Below are 18638 nucleotides of genomic sequence, written 5' to 3'. Positions count from 1 at the left end.
CAGATGTTGTACCTGAACGATTGCGCCATCGTGTGTGCCCTCGGCAGCGGCCGGGAAGCGGTCCAACGCCGCCTGCTCGACGAGGCGAAAAGCGGCCTGCGCGTGTCCGATGTCTGCTCGCCGGGCCGCCCACTGCCGCTCGGCCGCGTCGACGCCGCGTTGCCAGACGTCGGCCACCTGCCGCTCCCGCTGCGCAGCCGTAACAATCAGCTGGCGCTGGCCGCGCTGGCGCAGATCCGTCCCGCCGTGGACGCCGCCATCGCCCGTTACGGCAGCGCGCGCGTGGGCGTCGTGGTCGGTACCAGCACGTCGGGCGTGGCCGCGGCCGAGGCGGCGCTCGCCGCGCACGCGCACACGGGCGCGCTGCCGCAGGACTTCCACTACGGCCAGCAGGAGATGGGCTCGCCGGCCGACCTGCTGGCGCGCGAACTGGGCGCGGGCGGCCCGGCCTACGTACATTCCAGCGCCTGCTCGTCGAGCGCTAAGGCGCTGGCGAGCGCCGCGCGCCTGATCCGCATGGGCGTGTGCGACGCAGTCGTGGCGGGCGGCGCCGATACGCTGTGCGGCTTCACGGTAGCCGGCTTTGGCGCACTCGATTCCGTCAGCGCGGCGCCCTGCAATCCGCTCGGCGCGCAGCGCGACGGCATCAACCTGGGCGAGGGCGCCGCCCTGTTCCTGATGAGCCGCGAGCCTGCCGCCGTGGCATTGTGCGGCTGGGGCGAGTCGTCCGACGGTTACCACATGTCCGCGCCCGATCCGGCAGGCGGCGGCGCGCGCCTGGCGATGACCGCGGCGCTGCGGCGCGCCGGCATCGATGCGGACGCCATCGACTACATCAACCTGCATGGCACCGCCACCGTGCAGAACGACGCGATGGAGGCACGGGCCGTGGCCGACCTGTTCGGCAGCGCCGTCGCGGTCAGCTCGACTAAGCCGTTCACCGGCCACACGCTGGGCGCTGCCGGTGCCGTGGAGGCGGCGCTGTGCTGGCTGGCCATGCAGGACGACAACCCGGACGGCAAGCTGCCGCCGCACCTGTGGAACGGCGAACGCGATCCCGCCTTGCCGTCCTTGAACGTGGCCGTTCCTGGAGCGCGCCTGGGACGCCCGTTGCGCTGGGCGCTGAGCAATTCGTTCGCCTTCGGCGGGTCGAACGCGACCCTGGTGTTCGGGAGGACGCGATGAACCTCCCCGACATCGCAGCGCTGGTTCCCCACTCGGAGACGATGCTGTTGCTCGACCGCGTGCTGGCGGCCGACGCCGACACGCTGGATGCCGAAGTCGCGATCGGCCCCGACACCCTGTTCTGTGCCGACGGCGCCGTCGGCGCCTGGGTCGGCGTCGAGTACATGGCGCAGGCGGTGGCCGCGCATGCCGGTCATGGTGCACACCAGCGCGGCGAGCCGGTGCGCGTGGGCTTCCTGCTGGGCACCCGGCGCTATACCTGCGCGCAAGCCGCCTTCCCGGTGGGAAGCGTGCTGCGCGTGCACGTGGAGCGCGTGCTGCAAGGCGAGAACGGCCTGGGCGCCTACGAGTGCCGGATCCTGGCGCCCGACGGCGCCGAGCTGGCCGGCGCCACGATCACGGTCTTCCAGCCCGATAACGTAGAAGAGTTTTTGCAACGGAGTTCCGAATGAGTAGTATCGACAAGAGTGTGCTGGTGACGGGTTCCTCGCGCGGCATCGGCAAGGCGATCGCGCTGCGCCTCGCGCGCGACGGTTACCGCGTAGTCGTGCATTGCCGGAGCCGCCGCGCCGAGGCGGACGCCGTCGCCGCCGAGATCGCGGCCGCCGGCGGTGCCGCGCGCGTGCTGCAGTTCGACATCGCGGAACGCGACGCCACGGCGGCGGCGCTGCTGGCCGATGTCGAGGCCCATGGCTGCTACTACGGCGTGGTCTGCAACGCCGGCGTCGCGCGCGACACCGCCTTCCCGGCCATGACGGGCGAGGAATGGGACCAGGTGCTGGGGACCAACCTGGACGGCTTTTTCAACGTGCTCAACCCGCTCGTGATGCCGATGATCCAGCGCCGCAAACCGGGCCGCATCGTGACGATGGCGTCCGTGTCGGGGCTGATCGGCAACCGCGGCCAGGTCAACTACAGCGCCGCCAAGGCCGGCATCATCGGCGCGACCAAGGCGCTGGCACTGGAACTGGCCAAGCGCGCCATCACCGTCAATTGCGTGGCGCCCGGGCTGATCGAGACCGACATGATCGGCGACGTTCCGCTCGACGAGGCACTGAAGCTGATCCCGGCGCGCCGCGTCGGCCGTCCCGAAGAGGTGGCGGCGGCCGTCAGCTACCTGCTGTCGGAGGACGCCGGTTACGTGACGCGCCAGGTCATTTCGGTGAACGGAGGGCTGGCATGAGCAGGGAGATGAAACGCGTCGTCGTCACCGGCATGGCCGGCATCAGCCCGCTGGGCAATGACTGGGCCGCGATCCGTACGCGCCTGGGCGCATGCCGCAATGCGATCGTGCGCATGCAGGACTGGGAGGATTACGAAGGACTGAACACGCGCCTGGGCGCTCCGGCCGCGCCGTTCGCGCTGGGCGAGCGCTACAACCGCAAGGCCATCCGCAGCATGGGCCGCGTGGCCCTGATGGCGACCCGCGCCAGCGAACTGGCGCTGCAGGACGCCGGCCTGCTCGACCATCCGCTGCTGACCAGCGGCATGATGGGTGTCTCGTTCGGCTCGTCGGCCGGCACCCCGAGCGCCATCGGCGACTTCGGCCGCATGATGGAAGAGCGCACCACCAAGGGCATCAACGCGACCACCTACATCAAGATGATGGCCCACACGGCGCCCGTGAACATCGGCGTGTTCTTCGGTGTGACTGGCCGCGTGTTCACGACTTCGTCGGCCTGCACCTCGGGCAGCCAGGGTATCGGCTACGCGTACGAGGCGATCAAGAGCGGCAAGCAGACCGCCATGATCGCCGGCGGCGCGGAGGAGCTGTGCGCGACCGAGGCGGCCGTGTTCGACACGTTGTTCGCGACCAGCGTACGCAACGACGCGCCGCACACGACGCCGCGCCCGTTCGACCGCGACCGCGACGGTCTCGTGATCGGCGAGGGCGCCGGCTGCCTGATTTTGGAAGAGCGCGAGCATGCGCTGGCGCGCGGCGCGATCGTCTACGCCGAGATCGTCGGCTTTGGCACGAATAGCGACGGCTGCCACGTCACGCAACCGAATGCCGCCACCATGCGCGTCGCGATGGAACTGGCGCTGGCCGACGCGGAACTGGCGCCGGAGGCCATCGGCTACGTCAACGCACACGGCACCGGTACCCAGCATGGCGACGTCGCCGAAACGGCGGCGACGGCCGCGGTGTTCGGTCCGCGCATGCCGATCAGTTCGCTCAAGAGCTATATGGGCCACACCCTCGGCGCCTGCGGCGCGCTGGAGGCATGGATCAGTATCCAGATGATGCGCGAGGGCTGGTTCGCGCCGACCATCAACCTGGATGCGATCGATCCGCAGTGCGGCGAGCTGGACTATATCCGGGGCGAGGGCAGGCACCTGGATTGCGAGTATGTGATGTCGAATAATTTTGCGTTCGGCGGCATTAATACATCATTGATTTTCAAACGGTAATTCCACAAACTGAAAGGGAGAGAAATGTATAACAAACACCATACCGTCCTGATTGCTTCCGCCGTACTGAGCGTCGGCCTGCTGCAAGGCTGCGCCACCCGCATCAAGGCGTCGTCTACCGACAACCCGCCGCCGGCCCAGGCCTTCTCCGCCTACAGCCGCATCGACGTCAAGCCGGTCGTGTTCAAGCAGGGCTACAAGGGTGACTATGCGGGCCTCGCCAAGATCGAAGAGAACATCAAGAAGGACCTGGCGCCGAAACTGGAACAATGGAACCAGCGCGCTCCGAACGGCCGCACCCTTGTGGTCGAGCCCGTCATCGAGGAGATGTCGTTCAAGCATGGCGCCAAGCGCGTGCTGCTGGGACCGCTGGCCGGCAGCTCGGGCGTGCTGATGCGCGTAACGTTCCGCGACAATACTGGCAAGGTGATCGCGACGCCAGAGTTCTTCCAACGTGCGGCTGCGTTCAGCGGCGGCTTTACCTTCGGCGCGATGGACAACATCATGCTGACCCGTGTCGCCAACCTGACTACCAACTACATCATTGCCAACTACGACAAGGCGGTGGGTGGTCCAACCGGTGCCGACGACAGGGCCGTTCAACCGAACTGAACTTCGCCGACGGCAATCGAGAAGAAGTAAGGAGCGGGCGTGCCATATCAAGCAATCGTCTGGTTGATGGATGCGGACAAGCTTGCCGACGGAGTCCTGGCACCCTATGTCGACTTGCTCGGAGACTCCGAAAAGCAGCGTCTCGCTCACTTCTTGCGTCCCGTCCGGCGTCGTCAATATCTAGCGGGACGCGTGCTTGCGCGGCATGCGTTGGCGCAGGTATTGGATGTCGATCCCCGAAGCATTAGCTTGGAAGAGCGACATGGTGCCGCACCCGTGCTCGCCGTGCCACCCGATCAGCATGCGGGTTTCAGTATCTCGCACAGCGGCCGCTGGGTTGCCTGTGCTGCCAGTGCGGGCTCGAAGCTGGGCCTGGATATTGAGACGGTCGACGCTACGCGCGACATGCAGGCAATTGCCGAGCACGCGTTCGATGAAGCGGCAAGAAATTGGCTGGCTGATCGTCCCGATGAAACCCGGGTGCGGGATTTCTTTCACCTGTGGAGCAGCATGGAAGCGCAATTCAAGCTGGGCACGACCGCCGCATCGCAGTTTTGTTTGTCGACGCAGCAGTTGTCAATCGTGCTGTGTTGCGAGCAAGTCTTGTCAGATCTTCCAACGCTGGAAGTGAAAGAATTTCTTCCGTGACCCAAAATTAGACCAAGTGGATGAGTGAGTGAAAATAAGAATGAAGAAGCTATTCTGGATGATTAGTCTTGGCATGTTCCTGGTAGGCTGTGCCGCCTCCACGTTCAATGGCGCGCGTTCGAAAGCAAACCTCGTCACGAACGGCATGAGTGTCGAACAGGCGATCGAGGTCATCGGTAGTCCGCCTACGTACCAGACGGAACGCAGCCTCGAGTGGCGACGAGGGACCGCGCAGGAATATGACGCCACGCCGGCTGGCGCGATCCGCTTCCGCCTGCAAGCCGGTCTCGTGACCGATGTGCCTCCGGGCGGTATCTTCAGTCCAGAAGCCCGCCGCCGCTTCGTCGCAGAATGGGCGGCGGAGCGCGACCGCCGCCAGCTTGTCATGCAGCAAGAACAGGACGAGGCGGCGCGCGCCGCGAAACAAGCCGCTCTCCAACGTGCTGTGCTGGCAGCAGACGAAGCAGAAAAAAACCGTGCACAAGTAGCGGCGGAGATCGCAGAGGAGGGACGTGCCGCTGCAGCCGCACGGATCGCGTGCAACGTGAAAACAAGCTGCGCAAAAGTATTCGCATTGGCTCAGATTTACATTGCGACGGAAACAGACCAGAAAATCCAGGTTGTAACCGACTCGGTCATCCAGACCTATAATCCGACCGAAGCCGGCCATGTCGGCGCGTCGATCATCAAGATGCCGCAGCGTGGCGATGGCGCAGAGGTATCGTTGAGCTTGTCGTGCAAGGTCGACCAGTACGACACAGGTTCCCTCTGTCGACTGAAGAAAACCAACCTGTATAAACGATTCCGACCGTTCATCGAAAGCCGTCTTGCGCTGTAGGCAGGTCCTGCCTCAGCGCGTCACCCCCACCAGCTTGTGCACCAGTTCCGACGAGGTCGACGCCGAAAACTTGCGCATCAGCTTGGCCCGGTGCATCTCCACCGTGCGCGGCGACAGGTCGGTTTCGCGGGCGATGATCTTGCTGGTCTTGCCTTCGACCAGCAGTGCGGCGATTTCCCGTTCGCGCGGGGTCAGTTCGGCCGTGACGGGGCGTTTTTCGCTGACGTCCTCGAAGGTCCAGACGCCGGCGCCCAGCGGCTGCTGCGGGTCGAGGGCACGGCCCGTCACGTGGCACCAGAACAGCTCGCCGTTGCCGCGGCGCATGATGCGTTCGTCCGAGTAGCGGCCCTTCGTATTCATGATGGGGATGATGCGGTCGCCCGTGCGCAGGAACTCGTCCATGGTGGGGTAGAGCACGGCGAAGGACTGGCCGTCCAGTTGCGCGCGCGCATAGCCGAACATCGCGGCGAGGGCATCGTTGCAGGATTGGATGACGCGGTCCACCGAGATGCACATGCCGACGGGCGCGTGCTGGAAGATCATCTCGTAGTCGATGGCGTATGATGCGTTCATCTGATGCAAGGGTGTCTCCGCTCGGCGTTTTGCCGGTAGTTCTACGGTATTGTGCTTTGAAGGGGGCTATTTTATTCTGAGATTCTACTCTGCTGTACAGAAAGAGCTTCCAGCTTAACTATTAAAGGGACGGGTATGAACAAAGTGTATCCTGACGCGCGGTCCGCGCTCGAAGGCGTCGTCGCGGACGGCCAGACCATCGCCGTCGGCGGCTTCGGCCTGTGCGGCATTCCGGAGGCGCTGATCCTGGCGCTGCGCGATTCCGGCGTCAAGAACCTGACGGCCATTTCGAACAATGCCGGCGTCGACGACTTCGGCCTGGGCCAATTGCTGACCACGCGCCAGATCAGGAAGATGATCGCGTCCTACGTGGGCGAGAACAAGGAATTCGCGCGCCAGTACCTGGCCGGCGAACTGGAACTGGAATTCACGCCGCAGGGCACGCTGGCCGAGAAGCTGCGCGCCGGCGGCGCCGGCATCCCCGCCTTCTTCACCAAGACGGGCTACGGCACCATCGTCGCGGAAGGCAAGGAGACGCGCGAATTCGACGGCGAGATGTACGTGATGGAGCGGGCGCTGCTGCCGGACGTCTCGCTGGTCAAGGCCTACATGGCCGACCGCGCCGGCAACCTGGTGTTCCGCAAGACGGCGCGCAACTTCAACCCGAACGTGGCCACCGCCGGCAAGGTCTGCATCGTGGAAGTGGAAAAGCTGGTCGAGGTCGGCGAGATCGATCCGGACCAGGTGCACACCCCGAGCATCTTCGTGCACCGCATCGTTCACAACCCGACGCCGGAAAAGCGCATCGAGCAGCGCACCGTGCGCCCAGCATAAGACCAGGATCGGAGACACACCATGGCATGGACTCGTGATGAAATGGCCGCGCGCGCGGCACGGGAGCTGCAGGATGGCTTCTACGTCAACCTGGGCATCGGCTTGCCGACCCTGGTGGCAAACTATGTACCCAAGGACATCGAAGTCTTCCTGCAGTCGGAAAACGGCTTGCTGGGCATCGGCCCGTTCCCGACGGACGGCGAGGTCGACGCCGACCTGATCAACGCCGGCAAGCAGACCGTGACGGCGCTGCCGGGCGCGGCCTATTTCAGCTCCGCCGATTCCTTCGGCATGATCCGCGGCGGCAAGATCAACCTGGCGATCCTGGGGGCGATGCAGGTGTCGGAGCGCGGCGACCTGGCCAACTGGATGATTCCGGGCAAGATGGTCAAGGGCATGGGCGGCGCGATGGACCTGGTGGCGGGCGTCAAGCGCGTCGTCGTCGTGATGGAACACGTGGCGACGGCCAAGGACGGCTCGACCAGCCACAAGATCCTCAAGAAGTGCGACCTGCCGCTGACGGGCGTGGGCGTGGTCGACCGCATCATCACGGACCTCGCCGTGATCGACGTGACCGAGTCCGGCCTCAAGCTGGTGGAGCTGGCGCCGGGCGTGACGAAGGAAGAGGTGCTGCAGGCCACGTCGGCCGAACTGGACGTATCGGCCATCTAGAACGACGACAGCGACGCATTCCGCCGTCTTCGAACCGCGATGCCTGGGTCTCCGGGCATCGCGGTTTTATTTTGCGTTTTTGCCGGGCGCTTACTTCAGCGTCCAGACGTACTGCACCTTGGTCCAGTCCTTGACGGGCTTGCCGTTCTTCGTGGCGGGACGGAAGCGGCATTTCATGATCGCGGTGCGTGCCGCTTCGTCCATGGTGGCGAAGCCGCTCGATGTGACGACCTTCGAGTCTCCGACCTTGCCGTCCTGTTCGACGAGGAAGCTCAGCGTGACCGTGCCCTGGTGGCCGGCCTGCACGTCGGCATGCGGATACATGGGCTTCGCGCAGCTGTTGAAGTCGACGATGGCATGCTCGTCGACCTTGCTGTCGGCGGCGGTGGCGCAGCCGGCGATGCCCAGCATGACGGCGGCCAGCAGGGCGGCGCAGGATTGCTTCGATTGCTTGCTGTGATACATGGTCTTCTCCTGGTTGATGAGCGCGCGGCTCGTTTCTTACGGACGTGACGATGCGCCGTGCGGCTGGCGCAAGGATGCCGGCGCGGTGCGCCGGTAGGGCAAAACGGGAGGCAGGCTAAGCGGACGGCGTCATTCGAGCGTCCACACGTATTGCACGCTGGTCCACTCGGTCACGGGGCGGCCTTGATGGAGTGCCGGATGGAAGCGGCACCGGCGCAGCGCACCGTGCGCCGCCTCGTCCATCGAGGCGAAGCCGCTCGAACGGAGTACTTTGGAGTCGGTGACCGTCCCGCGCGGGTCGACGAGGAAGCTCAGCGTGACGGTGCCCTGGTGGCCGGCGTCGATGTCGGCTTGCGGATACTGCGGCTTGGCGCAGCTGCCGAAATCCGCAAGGGCGCTGCGTGTCGCGTTGGCGGTGCGCTGCCCCGCGACCAGCGCGTCGCGGCTCGTCAGTGCGTGGGCGGTGGCGGCCCACACCAGCGCCAGGCACAGGACGGGGATCGCGGCAGTCAGCCCCGTCCACCCGGTCGGGCGGGGAGCCGGATGCAGCAGGCGCCGGATACGGTCGGCAAGGTCGCCGCCGCTGGCGGCCTGGGCCAGGTGCTGGCCCGAGAACTGCAGGCGCTCGAGTTCGGACAAGGCCAGCGCGAGGCGGCGCGGCTCGCCCAGGTGGCGCGCGGCGAAGCCATCGGCGATCTGTTCGCGCTCCACGCGGATGCGGCGCGACAGCCACCACACCGCCGGATGGTAGAAGAGCAGGGCTTCGGCCACGTTCTGCAACAGGTTCACCAGGTAGTCGTGGCGCTTGATGTGGCCCAGTTCGTGCGCGAGCAGCGCTTCCAGCAGGTGGGAAGGCATGCCCGTGACGAGCGCCGCCGGCACGAGCACGACCGGGCGCCACCAGCCGGCCGTGACCGGGCTCGCGAGGCGGTCGACGACGCGCAGCCGGATGTCGCGCGCGATGCCGCAGCGTGCGGCCAGCGCCGACAGGCGTGCCTGCCAGGCGGGGTCGCCCGGCTGCGTCCGCACGACGTGCCGGAGCCATGCCAGGCCGAGCGCCATGCGCATGCCGAGCGTGCCGACGCAGGCCGCCCACAGGGCGACGATCCAGCCGAAACGCAGCTGCAGCCACGCCACCAGCCCATTCGATTCCAGCGCCGGGGTGCCCGCGCCGCCGAGTCCGGGAAGATGTCCGCCGCCATCCGCGCTGCCATTGCTCGCCAGCAGGGCTGCGAAGTTGAGGATGGGCCAGACGAGGCAGCACAGCAAGCCCAGGCAGGCGACCGCATAACGCAGCTCGGGCCGCGCGCGCCGCAGCAGCACCAGGAGCTCGGCCGTCGCAAGGGCGACCACGATGCCCTGCCAGACGAAATGCAGCAGGGTCCAGCCGAGGCTGGCGACGAGGCTGCCGACGAGGGTGGACGTTCCCATGGCCGCGCTCATCGCTCGTCTCCGTCCTTGAGCAGCTTTTCGATCTCCTCCCTTTCCTTCTTGGAGATGCCGGTCTTGAGCGCCGCCAGCACCAGGGCCGTGGCGGAGCCGGAGAAGGCGCGCTGCATCAAGTCCTTCAGCAGATTCGTTTGCAGCGATTCCTGCGCCTGGGCCGGGGCATACACGTGGGACCGTTCGCTCTCGTCGCGGATCAGGAGGCCCTTGCCGTGCATGATCTGCATCAGCCGCAACACGGTCGCGTAGGTGACGTCCGGACGCTCCTTGACGATCGCGTCGTGGACCTGGCGGGCGGTGGCGGCGCCCAGTGGCCACAGGACCTGCAGCAGGTCGAGTTCCGCCGGGGTCGGCTTGGGTAGCGCAGGGGACTTGGCCATGGAGACTCCTCGAGACGGCAATAGATATTCGATAACCTAGACTAAACCGTCTAGATCGCTTTGTCTACACATTTATTTTGCGCGTGACAGGTTGCCGCCGCAGGCGGAAGCGGCCTAACATAGAAAACATTGTCTACAAATGGAGCGTCCGATGATCCTGCCGCACACCCGCCTTGCCGCATCCTGCCTCGCCGTGTTCCTCGTCCTGTCCGGCACCGCCGGCGCTGCCGACCTGCCCGCCTACCCCTTCGTGCACGTGACGGGCAGCGCCTTCCAGGCCGCCCTGCCGGACATCGGCAGCCTCGACTTCGAGATCGTCGCCGTCGACGCCGACCCGGCCGCGGCGCGCGCCGTGCTGGAGGCGCGCATGGGCGAGGTGCATGCGCTGGTACGGCAGGTGGGACTGGACCCGGAAGACGCCCAGGCGCGCGAGGTGCGCCAGTCGGTGCGCAAGGGCGAGCAGGGCGCGTCCGGGGAGCCGCTGTACGAATTGCGCTGCGACGTGCGCATCGACGTGAAGAACCTCACCACGTGGCCGGCGCTGGCGGGCGGCCTGCTGGGCAAGCCCAACCTGGACAGCTTCGCCTCGTCCTTCGACCTGTCGACGATGGACCAGCTCAACGACGAGCTGGTCACCGAGGCCATCCGCGACGCGCGCCGCCGCGCCGACGTGATGGCGGCCGCCGCCGGGCGCCGCGTCGGCGCCGTGATGGGCGCCACGCCGGACCAGCTGAAGAACCTGACGACCGCCATGGGCCTGGAGCGGGGCGATTTCCGCGAGACGGCGCGGCGCGCGGGCGGCGGGCGCGCCGAGCAGAGGGACCGCGAGCAGCTGCTGACGATCCCCGCGCTCCGGCTGCGCCAGCCCGTGGACGTGGTGTTCCGGCTCGAGAACCTGCCGGCCGGGCGCGCCGCCAGGAAATAACCCATCGGGGCCGGGCAGGCGGCGTTTGCCCGTGCACTCGCGCGGTTTCGCTTGTCCAAGGAGGATAGCCGCCATGCCGACGATCCGTGGACACGCCAGACCAGACCCGTGAGGACGCAGCCGCCAGCCGGGCGGCGCGGCGCCGCTTCGTCCTCGAGCTGTGGTCCGTGATGCGCGCCTGGCGCTGGCGCATCGCGGCATCGGTCGGCCTGTTGCTGGTGGCTAAGGTCGCCACCGTGGCCGTACCGCTGTTGCTCAAGCGCATCATCGACGCGTTTTCCCAGCCGAATCTGCCTGCTCGCCTGCCCATCTACCTGCTGGTGGGCTACGCGGTGCTACGCTTCGCCGCGACGCTGTTCAACGAGTGGCGCGACCTGCTGTTCGCGCGCGTCACGCTGAGCGCCGTCCGGGGCTATGCGCGCCAGACGTTCGCCCACCTGTTCGCGCTCGGCCCGCGCTTCCACGCCCAGCGCCAGGTCGGCAGCCTGCTGCCGGACATCGACCGCGGCACGGGCGGCATCGCCTTCCTGCTCGGCGTGGGACTGTTCACCATCGTGCCCACGCTGGTGGAGATCGGCCTCGTGCTGGCCGTCATGCTGCGCCGCTACCCGGGCGGCTTCGCCCTGATCATCCTCGCCACCTTCCTCGTGTATTGCGGCTTCACGCTCGTGTTCACGGCGCGCCGCGTGGTGTACCAGCGCCGCGTCAACAAGCTCGATGCAAGGGCCAAGGGGCAGCTGGCGGACAGCTTGCTGAACCTGGACACGGTCAAGTATTTCACCAATGAATCCGTCGAGCTGGACAAGTTCTCGAAGATCATGGGGCAGTGGCAGGAAGCCGGTCTGGGCAACCAGCGCGCCCTGTTCATCCTGCACGTGGGGCAGAGCTTCATCATCGGGATCGGCGTGGCGGCGATCATGCTGCTGGCCGGGATGGCCGTGCTGGAGCGGCGCCTCAGCGTGGGCGACCTCGTGCTGATCAATGCCTATGCGCTGCAGGTCTGCCTGCCCCTGAATGCCCTGGGCTTCGTCTACCGCGAATCGCGCGACGCCTGGGTGAATGCGGAGCGCCTGTTCGCGCTGCTGCGCGTGCCGCCCGACATGCCGGGCGCGGAACGGCTGCCGCCCCTGCAGGCGACGGCCGGCGACGTGGTGTTCGAGGACGTGCGCTTCGGTTACGAGCCGGGCCGGCCCGTGCTCGACGGCGTCAGCCTGCGCATCGCGCCGGGGACGACGCTGGCGGTGGTGGGAAGGAGCGGATCGGGCAAGTCGACGCTGGCGCGCCTGCTGCTGCGCTTCTACGATCCGGACGGCGGCCGCATCCTCGTCGACGGCCAGGACATCCGCCTGCACAGCCCTTCCAGCGTGCGCCGCGCGATCGGCGTCGTGCCGCAGGATGCCGCCCTGTTCAACGACAGCATCGGCAACAATATCGCCTATGCGCGGCCGGGCGCGGATGCGGCGGCGGTCGAGGCGGCGGCGCGCGCCGCCCAGCTGCACGACACCATCGCCGCGCTGCCGGAAGGTTATGCCAGCGCGGCGGGCGAGCGCGGGGTGAATGTTTCCGGGGGCGAGCGCCAGCGCATCGGCATCGCGCGCGCCATCCTGAAGGCGCCCCCGATCCTGATCTTCGACGAGGCGACCTCTGCGCTCGATTCGGTGTCGGAACACGCGATCGTCGAGGAACTGGAACGGCTGGCCCGCAACCGCAGCACGCTCGTCATCGCCCACCGCCTGTCGACCATCGTGAACGCCGATCGCATCGTCGTCATGGAGCGGGGGCGCATCGCCGAGCAGGGCACCCATGCGGAACTGTTGCGCGCCAAGGGCATGTATGCGCGGCTGTGGCTGCTGCAGCAGCGCCTGGAGCGCGAGCGGGAGTAGGTCGCCGGGCCGTTCCGGTCCGCCAATAAAAAACGCCGGGACGAACCCGGCGTTTTTCAGGATGGTGCGATTCAGGCGGCTTCGCGCACCGGACGCGGATCGACTTCCGGGGTCGGGTCATTGGCCGGATTGTCCGGGGTCGGATTCTTCAGTTCGGCGGTCAGGCGAGCCTGGTCGAGTTCACCTTCCCACTTCGACACGACGATGGTCGCGACGCCGTTGCCGATGATGTTGGTCAGGGCGCGGCATTCGCTCATGAACTTGTCGATGCCCAGGATCAGCGCCATGCCGGCCACCGGGATGGTCGGGACGACGGCCAGGGTGGCGGCCAGCGTGATGAAGCCGGCGCCGGTGATGCCCGATGCGCCCTTCGAGGTCAGCATCGCCACCAGCAGGATCGTCAGTTCCTGGGTCAGCGTCAGGTCGGTGTTGGTCGCCTGGGCAACGAACAGCGCGGCCATCGTCATGTAGATATTGGTGCCGTCCAGGTTGAACGAGTAGCCGGTCGGAACCACCAGGCCGACGACCGATTTCGGGCAGCCCAGTTTTTCCAGCTTGCGCATGATGGCGGGCAGCGCGCTTTCCGACGAGCTGGTGCCCAGCACGATCAGCAGTTCCTCGCGGATGTAGGACAGGAAGCGGAAGATCGAGAAGCCCGTCATCTTGGCGATGGCGCCCAGCACGATGACGACGAACAGCGCGCAGGTCAGGTAGAACGAGCCGACCAGCGACGCCAGCGGGATCAGCGACTTGACGCCGTATTTGCCGATGGTAAAGGCCATGGCGCCGAAGGCACCGATCGGGGCGGCTTTCATGATGATGTTCACGACGCCGAAGATGGCGTGCGACAGCTCCTCGATCAGGTGGGCGACGGGACGGCCGCGCTCACCCAGCATCGACAGCGAAAAGCCGAACAGCAGCGCCACGAGCAGCACCTGCAGGATCTCGCCCTTGGCGAAGGCATCCACGAAGGTGGTCGGGATGATGTGCATCAGGAAGTCGACGGTCGAGAGCGAACCGGTCTTTGCCGTGTACTGGGCAATCGCGTGGGTGTCCAGCGTGGCCGGGTCGACGTTGAAGCCGGCGCCCGGCTTTACCAGATTGGCGACGATCAGGCCGATCGCCAGCGCGAAGGTGGACACGATCTCGAAGTAGAGCAGGGCCTTGCCGCCGACGCGGCCGACCTTCTTCATGTCCTGCATGCCGGCGATGCCGGCGACCACGGTACAGAAGATCACCGGTGCGATGATCATCTTGATGAGCTTGATGAAGCCGTCTCCCAAGGGCTTCATCTTTTCGCCGAGTGCAGGGTCGAAGATACCCAGGAGGACGCCCACGATAATGGCGAACAGCACCTGGATATACAAGACTTTATAGAATGGTTTTTTCATGACTGGGGTCATACGCGATTGATAACACGGTCATCATCACAAAAAATATCTGCGGCAGCTATTGTGGAAAACCGCAGGCTTTGTGTTGATATCAGGATATCCGTTCAACATATAACGAAATATGTTGCCTCAAGGGATTATTGCTGCCTGCGGTGAATAACGCCGCCTTTCATCACGAAACCGACCTTGCGCAGCGCGGCGATGTCCGCCGTCGGATCGCCGTCGACGGCGACCAGGTCGGCCAGGTTGCCGTTGCGGATCGCGCCGAGCTCTGGCTTGGCCAGGATGCCGGCCGCGACGACGGTGGCGGCGCGCAGCGCGTCGGTCGGGCTCATGCCCAGGCGTACCATCCACTCCAGTTCGCGTTCGTTGCTGCCGTGCGCGAAGACGCCGACGTCGCTGCCGTTGCCGATCGTGACGCCCAACTTGCGCGCCAGCTGGAAGGCGCGTGCCGCCTGCTGCATGGCCGGCGTCGGGGCGCCGCCGCGCTGGTGCTTCTGGAAGTATTCGCCGATGGCTTCCGGCGCCGTCAGCGTGGGCACATAGGCCGTATGGCGTTCCAGCATCAGTTTGAAGGTCGCTTCGCTGGCGCCGTAGCCGTGCTCGATGGAATCGACGCCGGCCAGCACGGCGAGGCGGATCGCGTCGTCGCTGCTGGCGTGGGCGGCCACCTTGCGGCCGCTCACGTGGGCCGCGGCCACGATCGCCTTCATCTCGTCCAGCGTGAAGGTGGGGCGGGTGCTGCCGTCGACGCCGGTGCGGTAGTCGGCATAGAACTTGATCCAGTCGGCGCCATGCGACGCCTGCTCGCGCACGGCCTTCGTGACCTCGTCGACGCCCGTCGCCTGCTGGGCGCCGTAGGGAATGTCCATGTCGGGGCGGTAGCTGCGCTCGGCCGGGCCGTAGCTGGCCGTGGCGACGATCGCGCGGGTCGCCACGAGCAGGCGCGGGCCCGGGACCTGGCCTTCGTCGATGGCGCGCTTGATGCCGACGTCGGCATAGTCGGCGCCTTCGGTGCCCAGGTCGCGCAGCGTCGTGAAGCCGGCCTGGAGCGTGTCGGCCGCGTGGCGCACGGCCAGCGCGATGCGGTAGGCGGGCGCTTCCTTGATGACCTGGTCGTCCCAGGTGGTCTCGTTATACGGATGCAGCAGCACGTGGGAGTGCAGGTCGATCAGGCCCGGGATCAGGGTCTTGCCCGGCAGGTCGATGCGTTCGGCGTCGGCCGGCACCGTCATGCCGGACGCCGGGCCGACGGCCTGGATGCGGCCCTGCGCGACCAGCACGCTCCAGCCCTGGTGCGGGGCGCCGTCGCCGGTCCAGACGCGCTCGGCGCTGATCAGCACGGGGCGGGCCGGTGCAGGCGCATCAGCGGCGTGCGCCGCGGCGCCGAACAGGGTGAGGGTGGCGAGAGCGAGTGAGCTGGCCCAGGTCCGCATGCTTGTCTTCCTTATAGTTGTGGAAGTGCAATCATACTGGCTAAAGCCCATCCTATGAGGTAATGCCGTCCAGTCAACCACGTCGTCCCTGCGAAGGCAGGGACCCAATGACCGCATGCGTCGCCATCACGCTTGCAAGATCGGGTCCCCTCCTGCGCGGCGAGCCGTACGGCGGGCACCACGTGCCCCCACATGCTTGCGCTACGTCTGCGCCCGGTGGGCACGTGGTGCCCACCCTACGGGTATCACTCCATGTCTTGCATGGACTGCCGGATGCCTTCCTCGACATCGGCCAGGAACGCTCCGCCGCGCGCCGACAGCGCGATGTTCGGCACGGCCAGCTCGACCAGGCAGGCGAGCGCCTGGCGGAACCATTCCATGTCGGTGCCCATCAGCGGCAGCGCATGGGCGTCGATGAGGTAGTGGACGGCGCGCGCCAGCAGGGCCGTGTCGCGGCCGCCGTTCGCGATCATCAGGGCGAAGTCGGCCGCTTCGCGCTCGAAGCGGGAGGCGAGCGTTTCGAGGATGTCGCGCGACACCTCCGGCTGGCCCGCCGCCAGGACGACGTGGGCCAGTTCGATGCAGGCCTCGTGCAGGCCGGGGATTTCGATAGGATCTTCGTTCATGCGCGCCATTGTAGACGAGGCGCCGCATGCGCGATGCCAAGCGTATCGTTATTGCGCCACCCAGCCCCCATCCATGTTCCAGGCGGCACCGCGCACCTGGTTGGCGGCCGGGCTGCAGAAGAACACGGCCAGCGCGCCCAGCTCTTCCGGCGTGACGAATTCGCCGGACGGCTGTTTTTCCAGCAGCAGGTCCTTCTTGGCCTGTTCGCCGCTGACCCCTTCGCGCGCGGCGCGGTCGTCGACCTGCTTCTGCACCAGCGGGGTCAGGACCCAGCCCGGGCAGATGGCGTTGGCGGTGACGCCCGTCGCCGCCGTCTCCAGCGCGGTCGACTTGGTCAGGCCGACCAGGCCGTGCTTGGCCGCCACGTAGGCCGATTTCTGGGCCGACGCCACCAGGCCGTGGGCCGACGCCAGGTTGATGATGCGGCCCCAGTTCTTCTGCTTCATGTAGGGCAGGGCGAGGCGGCTCGTGTGGAAGGCCGAGGTCAGGTTGATGGCGATGATGGCATCCCATTTCTCGACGGGGAAGTCCTCGACGTTGGCCACGTGCTGGATGCCGGCATTGTTGACGAGGACGTCGACGCCGCCGAACTTGTCGCCGGCAAAGCGCATCATCGCCTCGATCTGGTCCGGCTTGGACATGTCGGCGTTGTGGTAGGCCGTCCGGACGCCGAATTCCTGGCCGATGTCGGTGTACAGCTTCTCGATCTGCTGGGCGTCGCCGAAGCCGTTGAACACGATGTTCGCGCCCTGTTCGGCCAGTGCGCGGGCAATGCCGAGGCCGATACCGGAGGTCGAGCCGGTAACGAGCGCGGTCTTGCCGCTTAACATGGTGGATTGCATGACATCTCCTTCGATGGACAGGTTGAACGGTACGCCAGGCTGGAGCGCCTGGGACTTATTGGCCAGACTTGGTAGAATTCTAATCGTATCGCCGTTTAAAATGTTGGCGGCGCGTCTAGACGGAAGACCAGGGACATGAGCGAAGCGAGGCTGAAGTCCGTGCAGTGCAGTTCGCCGGCCGGCCTGCACCGCATGGCGTACAAGGAGTGGGGCGACCCGGCCAACCCGCGCGTGCTCGTGTGCGTGCATGGCGTGACGCGCGTGGCCGACGACTTCGATGCGCTGGCGGCCAGCTTGTCGGATCGCTATCGTGTCGTGTGCCCGGACGTTGCCGGGCGCGGCCGCTCCGAGCGCCTGCGCGACCCCGCCGACTACGCCGTGCCCCAGTACGTCGCCGACATGGTCACGCTGATCGCCCGCGTGACGCAGGACAGTGCGAAGGACGGCGCGGAGGACGGCGCGGACGGCGACGCGGGCGTGCACTGGTTCGGCACCTCGATGGGCGGCCTGGTCGGCATGATCCTCGCCTCGTTCGCGGACAGCCCCGTCAGGCGCCTGGTGCTGAACGACATCGGCCCCGTGCTGGACCCGGCCGCGCTGGCGCGCATTGGCGAGTACATCGGCCAGGACCTGCGCTTTGCCAGCTACGAGGCGGGCGCCGCCTACGTGCGCGAGGTATCGGGCGCGTTCGGCCCGCACAGCGATGCCGAGTGGGACAAGCTGGCGCGCGACGTGCTGGTGCGCCTGCCCGACGGGCAGTGGACGCGCCACTACGACCCGCGGCTCGCGGCCCCGTTCGCCGCGCTCACGCCGCAGCGGGCGCGCGCGGACGAAGCGCGCCTGTGGCAGGCGTTCGACGCGATCCGCTGCCCGACGCTGCTGGTGCGCGGCGCGCTGTCCGACCTGCTGTCGCGCGCCACGGCCGAGGAAATGACGAGGCGCGGGCCGCGTCCGCGACTGGTCGAGATCCCCGGCGTCGGCCATGCGCCGACCTTCGTGCAGCCGGAGCAGATCGCGATCGCACGAGCGTTCTTGACCGGCTGAAGGCCGGTAACGATTGTTCGACCGGTTGAAGGCCGGTACGGTTTAACTACTGATTGAAGAAAGAGATTATGGAAATCAAACGACTCCACGTCGGCAAGCGCCTGTCCGAAACCGCCATCCACAACGGCACCGTGTACCTGGCCGGCCAGATCGCCGAAGACACGAGCCAGGACATCGTGGGCCAGACCCGCGAAGTGCTGGGCCACGTCGACCGCCTGCTGCAGGAAGCGGGCAGCGACAAGACGCGTATCCTGTCGGCCCAGATCTACATCGCCACGATGGCCGACTTCCCCGGCATGAACAGCGTGTGGGACGAATGGGTCGTCCAGGGCCATACCCCGCCGCGCGCGACCGTGGAGGCAAAGCTCGCGAATCCCGCCTGCCTCGTCGAAGTCGTCATCGTCGCGGCCCAGCCCTAAGACCGG

At 66.7% G+C, this 18638-nt stretch carries 21 protein-coding genes; 13 read left to right on the top strand and 8 right to left on the bottom strand.

The window, feature by feature from the left end; all coding sequences use genetic code 11:
* Positions 1 to 3 precede the first annotated feature (3 nt).
* Genes QPK32_RS02055 through QPK32_RS02025 form a run of 7 tightly spaced genes read left to right on the top strand, consistent with a single transcriptional unit; the run spans position 4 to position 5695 of the window.
* Positions 4 to 1185 carry a beta-ketoacyl-ACP synthase gene (locus QPK32_RS02055; protein WP_290411112.1) on the top strand — a complete coding sequence of 394 codons (1182 nt, stop codon included), beginning with the start codon at positions 4 to 6 and terminating at the stop codon, positions 1183 to 1185.
* Positions 1182 to 1637 carry a 3-hydroxylacyl-ACP dehydratase gene (locus QPK32_RS02050; RefSeq protein ID WP_290411111.1) on the top strand — a complete coding sequence of 152 codons (456 nt, stop codon included), beginning with the start codon at positions 1182 to 1184 and terminating at the stop codon, positions 1635 to 1637. The genes QPK32_RS02055 and QPK32_RS02050 overlap by 4 nt, the downstream gene beginning before the upstream one ends.
* On the top strand, positions 1634 to 2368 hold the full coding sequence (fabG, locus tag QPK32_RS02045) for a 3-oxoacyl-ACP reductase FabG (protein WP_290411110.1): 735 nt from the start codon (positions 1634 to 1636) through the stop codon (positions 2366 to 2368). Before QPK32_RS02050 ends, fabG begins: the two co-directional genes overlap by 4 nt.
* Positions 2365 to 3597 carry a beta-ketoacyl-ACP synthase gene (locus tag QPK32_RS02040; protein ID WP_290411109.1) on the top strand — a complete coding sequence of 411 codons (1233 nt, stop codon included), beginning with the start codon at positions 2365 to 2367 and terminating at the stop codon, positions 3595 to 3597. The genes fabG and QPK32_RS02040 overlap by 4 nt, the downstream gene beginning before the upstream one ends.
* A gap of 24 nt (positions 3598 to 3621) precedes the next feature.
* On the top strand, positions 3622 to 4209 hold the full coding sequence (locus QPK32_RS02035) for a hypothetical protein (RefSeq protein WP_290411108.1): 588 nt from the start codon (positions 3622 to 3624) through the stop codon (positions 4207 to 4209).
* A gap of 39 nt (positions 4210 to 4248) precedes the next feature.
* Positions 4249 to 4857 (top strand): 4'-phosphopantetheinyl transferase superfamily protein, encoded by a 609-nt coding sequence (locus QPK32_RS02030; RefSeq protein WP_290411107.1) that lies wholly within the window; start codon positions 4249 to 4251, stop codon positions 4855 to 4857.
* A gap of 40 nt (positions 4858 to 4897) precedes the next feature.
* Positions 4898 to 5695: a hypothetical protein gene (locus tag QPK32_RS02025; protein ID WP_290411106.1), complete on the top strand. Its 798-nt coding sequence runs from the start codon at positions 4898 to 4900 to the stop codon at positions 5693 to 5695.
* A gap of 12 nt (positions 5696 to 5707) precedes the next feature.
* Here the strand turns inward: QPK32_RS02025 and QPK32_RS02020 are convergent, their stop codons facing one another.
* Complete coding sequence (locus QPK32_RS02020; RefSeq protein WP_290411105.1) at positions 5708 to 6268, bottom strand: PAS and helix-turn-helix domain-containing protein; 561 nt, start codon at positions 6266 to 6268, stop codon at positions 5708 to 5710.
* A gap of 135 nt (positions 6269 to 6403) precedes the next feature.
* Here QPK32_RS02020 and QPK32_RS02015 point away from each other — a divergent pair, with 135 nt between their 5' ends.
* Positions 6404 to 7102 carry a CoA transferase subunit A gene (locus QPK32_RS02015; protein WP_290411104.1) on the top strand — a complete coding sequence of 233 codons (699 nt, stop codon included), beginning with the start codon at positions 6404 to 6406 and terminating at the stop codon, positions 7100 to 7102.
* A 21-nt stretch (positions 7103 to 7123) separates the two neighbouring features.
* Complete coding sequence (locus QPK32_RS02010; RefSeq protein WP_290411103.1) at positions 7124 to 7774, top strand: 3-oxoacid CoA-transferase subunit B; 651 nt, start codon at positions 7124 to 7126, stop codon at positions 7772 to 7774.
* 90 nt (positions 7775 to 7864) lie between these two features.
* Here the strand turns inward: QPK32_RS02010 and QPK32_RS02005 are convergent, their stop codons facing one another.
* The 3 genes from QPK32_RS02005 to QPK32_RS01995 all read right to left on the bottom strand — a co-directional run bounded on the left by QPK32_RS02005 (position 7865) and on the right by QPK32_RS01995 (position 10065).
* A complete protein-coding gene (locus QPK32_RS02005; RefSeq protein ID WP_290411102.1) occupies positions 7865 to 8239 on the bottom strand; it encodes an energy transducer TonB in 375 nt (124 codons plus the stop codon).
* Positions 8240 to 8368: 129 nt separating this feature from the next.
* On the bottom strand, positions 8369 to 9670 hold the full coding sequence (locus tag QPK32_RS02000) for a M56 family metallopeptidase (protein WP_290411101.1): 1302 nt from the start codon (positions 9668 to 9670) through the stop codon (positions 8369 to 8371).
* Positions 9671 to 9678: 8 nt separating this feature from the next.
* The gene (locus QPK32_RS01995) at positions 9679 to 10065 is read right to left on the bottom strand and encodes a BlaI/MecI/CopY family transcriptional regulator (protein ID WP_290411100.1); all 387 of its coding nucleotides are present in this window, start codon (positions 10063 to 10065) and stop codon (positions 9679 to 9681) included.
* 151 nt (positions 10066 to 10216) lie between these two features.
* Between QPK32_RS01995 and QPK32_RS01990 the strand changes: the two genes are divergently transcribed.
* Positions 10217 to 10990: an SIMPL domain-containing protein gene (locus QPK32_RS01990; protein WP_290411099.1), complete on the top strand. Its 774-nt coding sequence runs from the start codon at positions 10217 to 10219 to the stop codon at positions 10988 to 10990.
* Positions 10991 to 11076: 86 nt separating this feature from the next.
* Entirely contained in the window at positions 11077 to 12873 is a 1797-nt protein-coding gene (locus QPK32_RS01985) for an ABC transporter ATP-binding protein/permease (protein WP_290411098.1), read from the top strand.
* A gap of 71 nt (positions 12874 to 12944) precedes the next feature.
* Here the strand turns inward: QPK32_RS01985 and QPK32_RS01980 are convergent, their stop codons facing one another.
* The 4 genes from QPK32_RS01980 to QPK32_RS01965 form a co-directional block, all read right to left on the bottom strand.
* Positions 12945 to 14264, bottom strand: a complete 1320-nt coding sequence (locus QPK32_RS01980; protein WP_290411097.1) for a dicarboxylate/amino acid:cation symporter — start codon at positions 14262 to 14264, stop codon at positions 12945 to 12947.
* A 137-nt stretch (positions 14265 to 14401) separates the two neighbouring features.
* On the bottom strand, positions 14402 to 15700 hold the full coding sequence (locus QPK32_RS01975) for an amidohydrolase family protein (RefSeq protein ID WP_290411096.1): 1299 nt from the start codon (positions 15698 to 15700) through the stop codon (positions 14402 to 14404).
* A gap of 245 nt (positions 15701 to 15945) precedes the next feature.
* The gene (locus tag QPK32_RS01970; RefSeq protein WP_290411095.1) at positions 15946 to 16326 is read right to left on the bottom strand and encodes a hypothetical protein; all 381 of its coding nucleotides are present in this window, start codon (positions 16324 to 16326) and stop codon (positions 15946 to 15948) included.
* A 48-nt stretch (positions 16327 to 16374) separates the two neighbouring features.
* Positions 16375 to 17169, bottom strand: coding sequence for a 3-hydroxybutyrate dehydrogenase (locus QPK32_RS01965; RefSeq protein WP_290411094.1), 795 nt, complete (start codon positions 17167 to 17169; stop codon positions 16375 to 16377).
* Between the two features lie 135 nt (positions 17170 to 17304).
* Here QPK32_RS01965 and QPK32_RS01960 point away from each other — a divergent pair, with 135 nt between their 5' ends.
* Both QPK32_RS01960 and QPK32_RS01955 read left to right on the top strand, forming a co-directional pair.
* The gene (locus QPK32_RS01960; protein ID WP_290411093.1) at positions 17305 to 18213 is read left to right on the top strand and encodes an alpha/beta fold hydrolase; all 909 of its coding nucleotides are present in this window, start codon (positions 17305 to 17307) and stop codon (positions 18211 to 18213) included.
* Positions 18214 to 18281: 68 nt separating this feature from the next.
* Complete coding sequence (locus QPK32_RS01955) at positions 18282 to 18632, top strand: RidA family protein (RefSeq protein WP_290411092.1); 351 nt, start codon at positions 18282 to 18284, stop codon at positions 18630 to 18632.
* Positions 18633 to 18638: the final 6 nt, after the last annotated feature.

Source organism: Massilia sp. YIM B02763 (genome assembly GCF_030412015.1).
Classification (GTDB): Bacteria; Pseudomonadota; Gammaproteobacteria; order Burkholderiales; family Burkholderiaceae_D; genus Telluria.
Note: the sequence above shows the minus strand (reverse complement) of the source record. Positions and strands in the feature narration are given on the sequence as shown.

Excerpts from the sequence above, each read along its gene's own strand:
- QPK32_RS02050 (WP_290411111.1), top strand. The coding sequence starts at position 1,182 with ATGAACCTCCCCGACATCGCAGCGCTGGTTCCCCACTCGGAGACGATG.
- QPK32_RS02000 (WP_290411101.1), bottom strand. The coding sequence starts at position 9,670 with ATGGGAACGTCCACCCTCGTCGGCAGCCTCGTCGCCAGCCTCGGCTGG.
- QPK32_RS02010 (WP_290411103.1), top strand. The coding sequence starts at position 7,124 with ATGGCATGGACTCGTGATGAAATGGCCGCGCGCGCGGCACGGGAGCTG.
- QPK32_RS01960 (WP_290411093.1), top strand. The coding sequence starts at position 17,305 with ATGAGCGAAGCGAGGCTGAAGTCCGTGCAGTGCAGTTCGCCGGCCGGC.
- QPK32_RS02035 (WP_290411108.1), top strand. The coding sequence starts at position 3,622 with ATGTATAACAAACACCATACCGTCCTGATTGCTTCCGCCGTACTGAGC.
- QPK32_RS01990 (WP_290411099.1), top strand. The coding sequence starts at position 10,217 with ATGATCCTGCCGCACACCCGCCTTGCCGCATCCTGCCTCGCCGTGTTC.
- QPK32_RS01955 (WP_290411092.1), top strand. The coding sequence starts at position 18,282 with ATGGAAATCAAACGACTCCACGTCGGCAAGCGCCTGTCCGAAACCGCC.
- QPK32_RS01965 (WP_290411094.1), bottom strand. The coding sequence starts at position 17,169 with ATGCAATCCACCATGTTAAGCGGCAAGACCGCGCTCGTTACCGGCTCG.
- QPK32_RS02040 (WP_290411109.1), top strand. The coding sequence starts at position 2,365 with ATGAGCAGGGAGATGAAACGCGTCGTCGTCACCGGCATGGCCGGCATC.
- QPK32_RS02015 (WP_290411104.1), top strand. The coding sequence starts at position 6,404 with ATGAACAAAGTGTATCCTGACGCGCGGTCCGCGCTCGAAGGCGTCGTC.
- QPK32_RS01980 (WP_290411097.1), bottom strand. The coding sequence starts at position 14,264 with ATGAAAAAACCATTCTATAAAGTCTTGTATATCCAGGTGCTGTTCGCC.
- QPK32_RS01995 (WP_290411100.1), bottom strand. The coding sequence starts at position 10,065 with ATGGCCAAGTCCCCTGCGCTACCCAAGCCGACCCCGGCGGAACTCGAC.
- QPK32_RS02055 (WP_290411112.1), top strand. The coding sequence starts at position 4 with ATGTTGTACCTGAACGATTGCGCCATCGTGTGTGCCCTCGGCAGCGGC.
- QPK32_RS02020 (WP_290411105.1), bottom strand. The coding sequence starts at position 6,268 with ATGAACGCATCATACGCCATCGACTACGAGATGATCTTCCAGCACGCG.
- QPK32_RS01975 (WP_290411096.1), bottom strand. The coding sequence starts at position 15,700 with ATGCGGACCTGGGCCAGCTCACTCGCTCTCGCCACCCTCACCCTGTTC.
- QPK32_RS02005 (WP_290411102.1), bottom strand. The coding sequence starts at position 8,239 with ATGTATCACAGCAAGCAATCGAAGCAATCCTGCGCCGCCCTGCTGGCC.
- QPK32_RS02025 (WP_290411106.1), top strand. The coding sequence starts at position 4,898 with ATGAAGAAGCTATTCTGGATGATTAGTCTTGGCATGTTCCTGGTAGGC.
- fabG (WP_290411110.1), top strand. The coding sequence starts at position 1,634 with ATGAGTAGTATCGACAAGAGTGTGCTGGTGACGGGTTCCTCGCGCGGC.
- QPK32_RS01970 (WP_290411095.1), bottom strand. The coding sequence starts at position 16,326 with ATGAACGAAGATCCTATCGAAATCCCCGGCCTGCACGAGGCCTGCATC.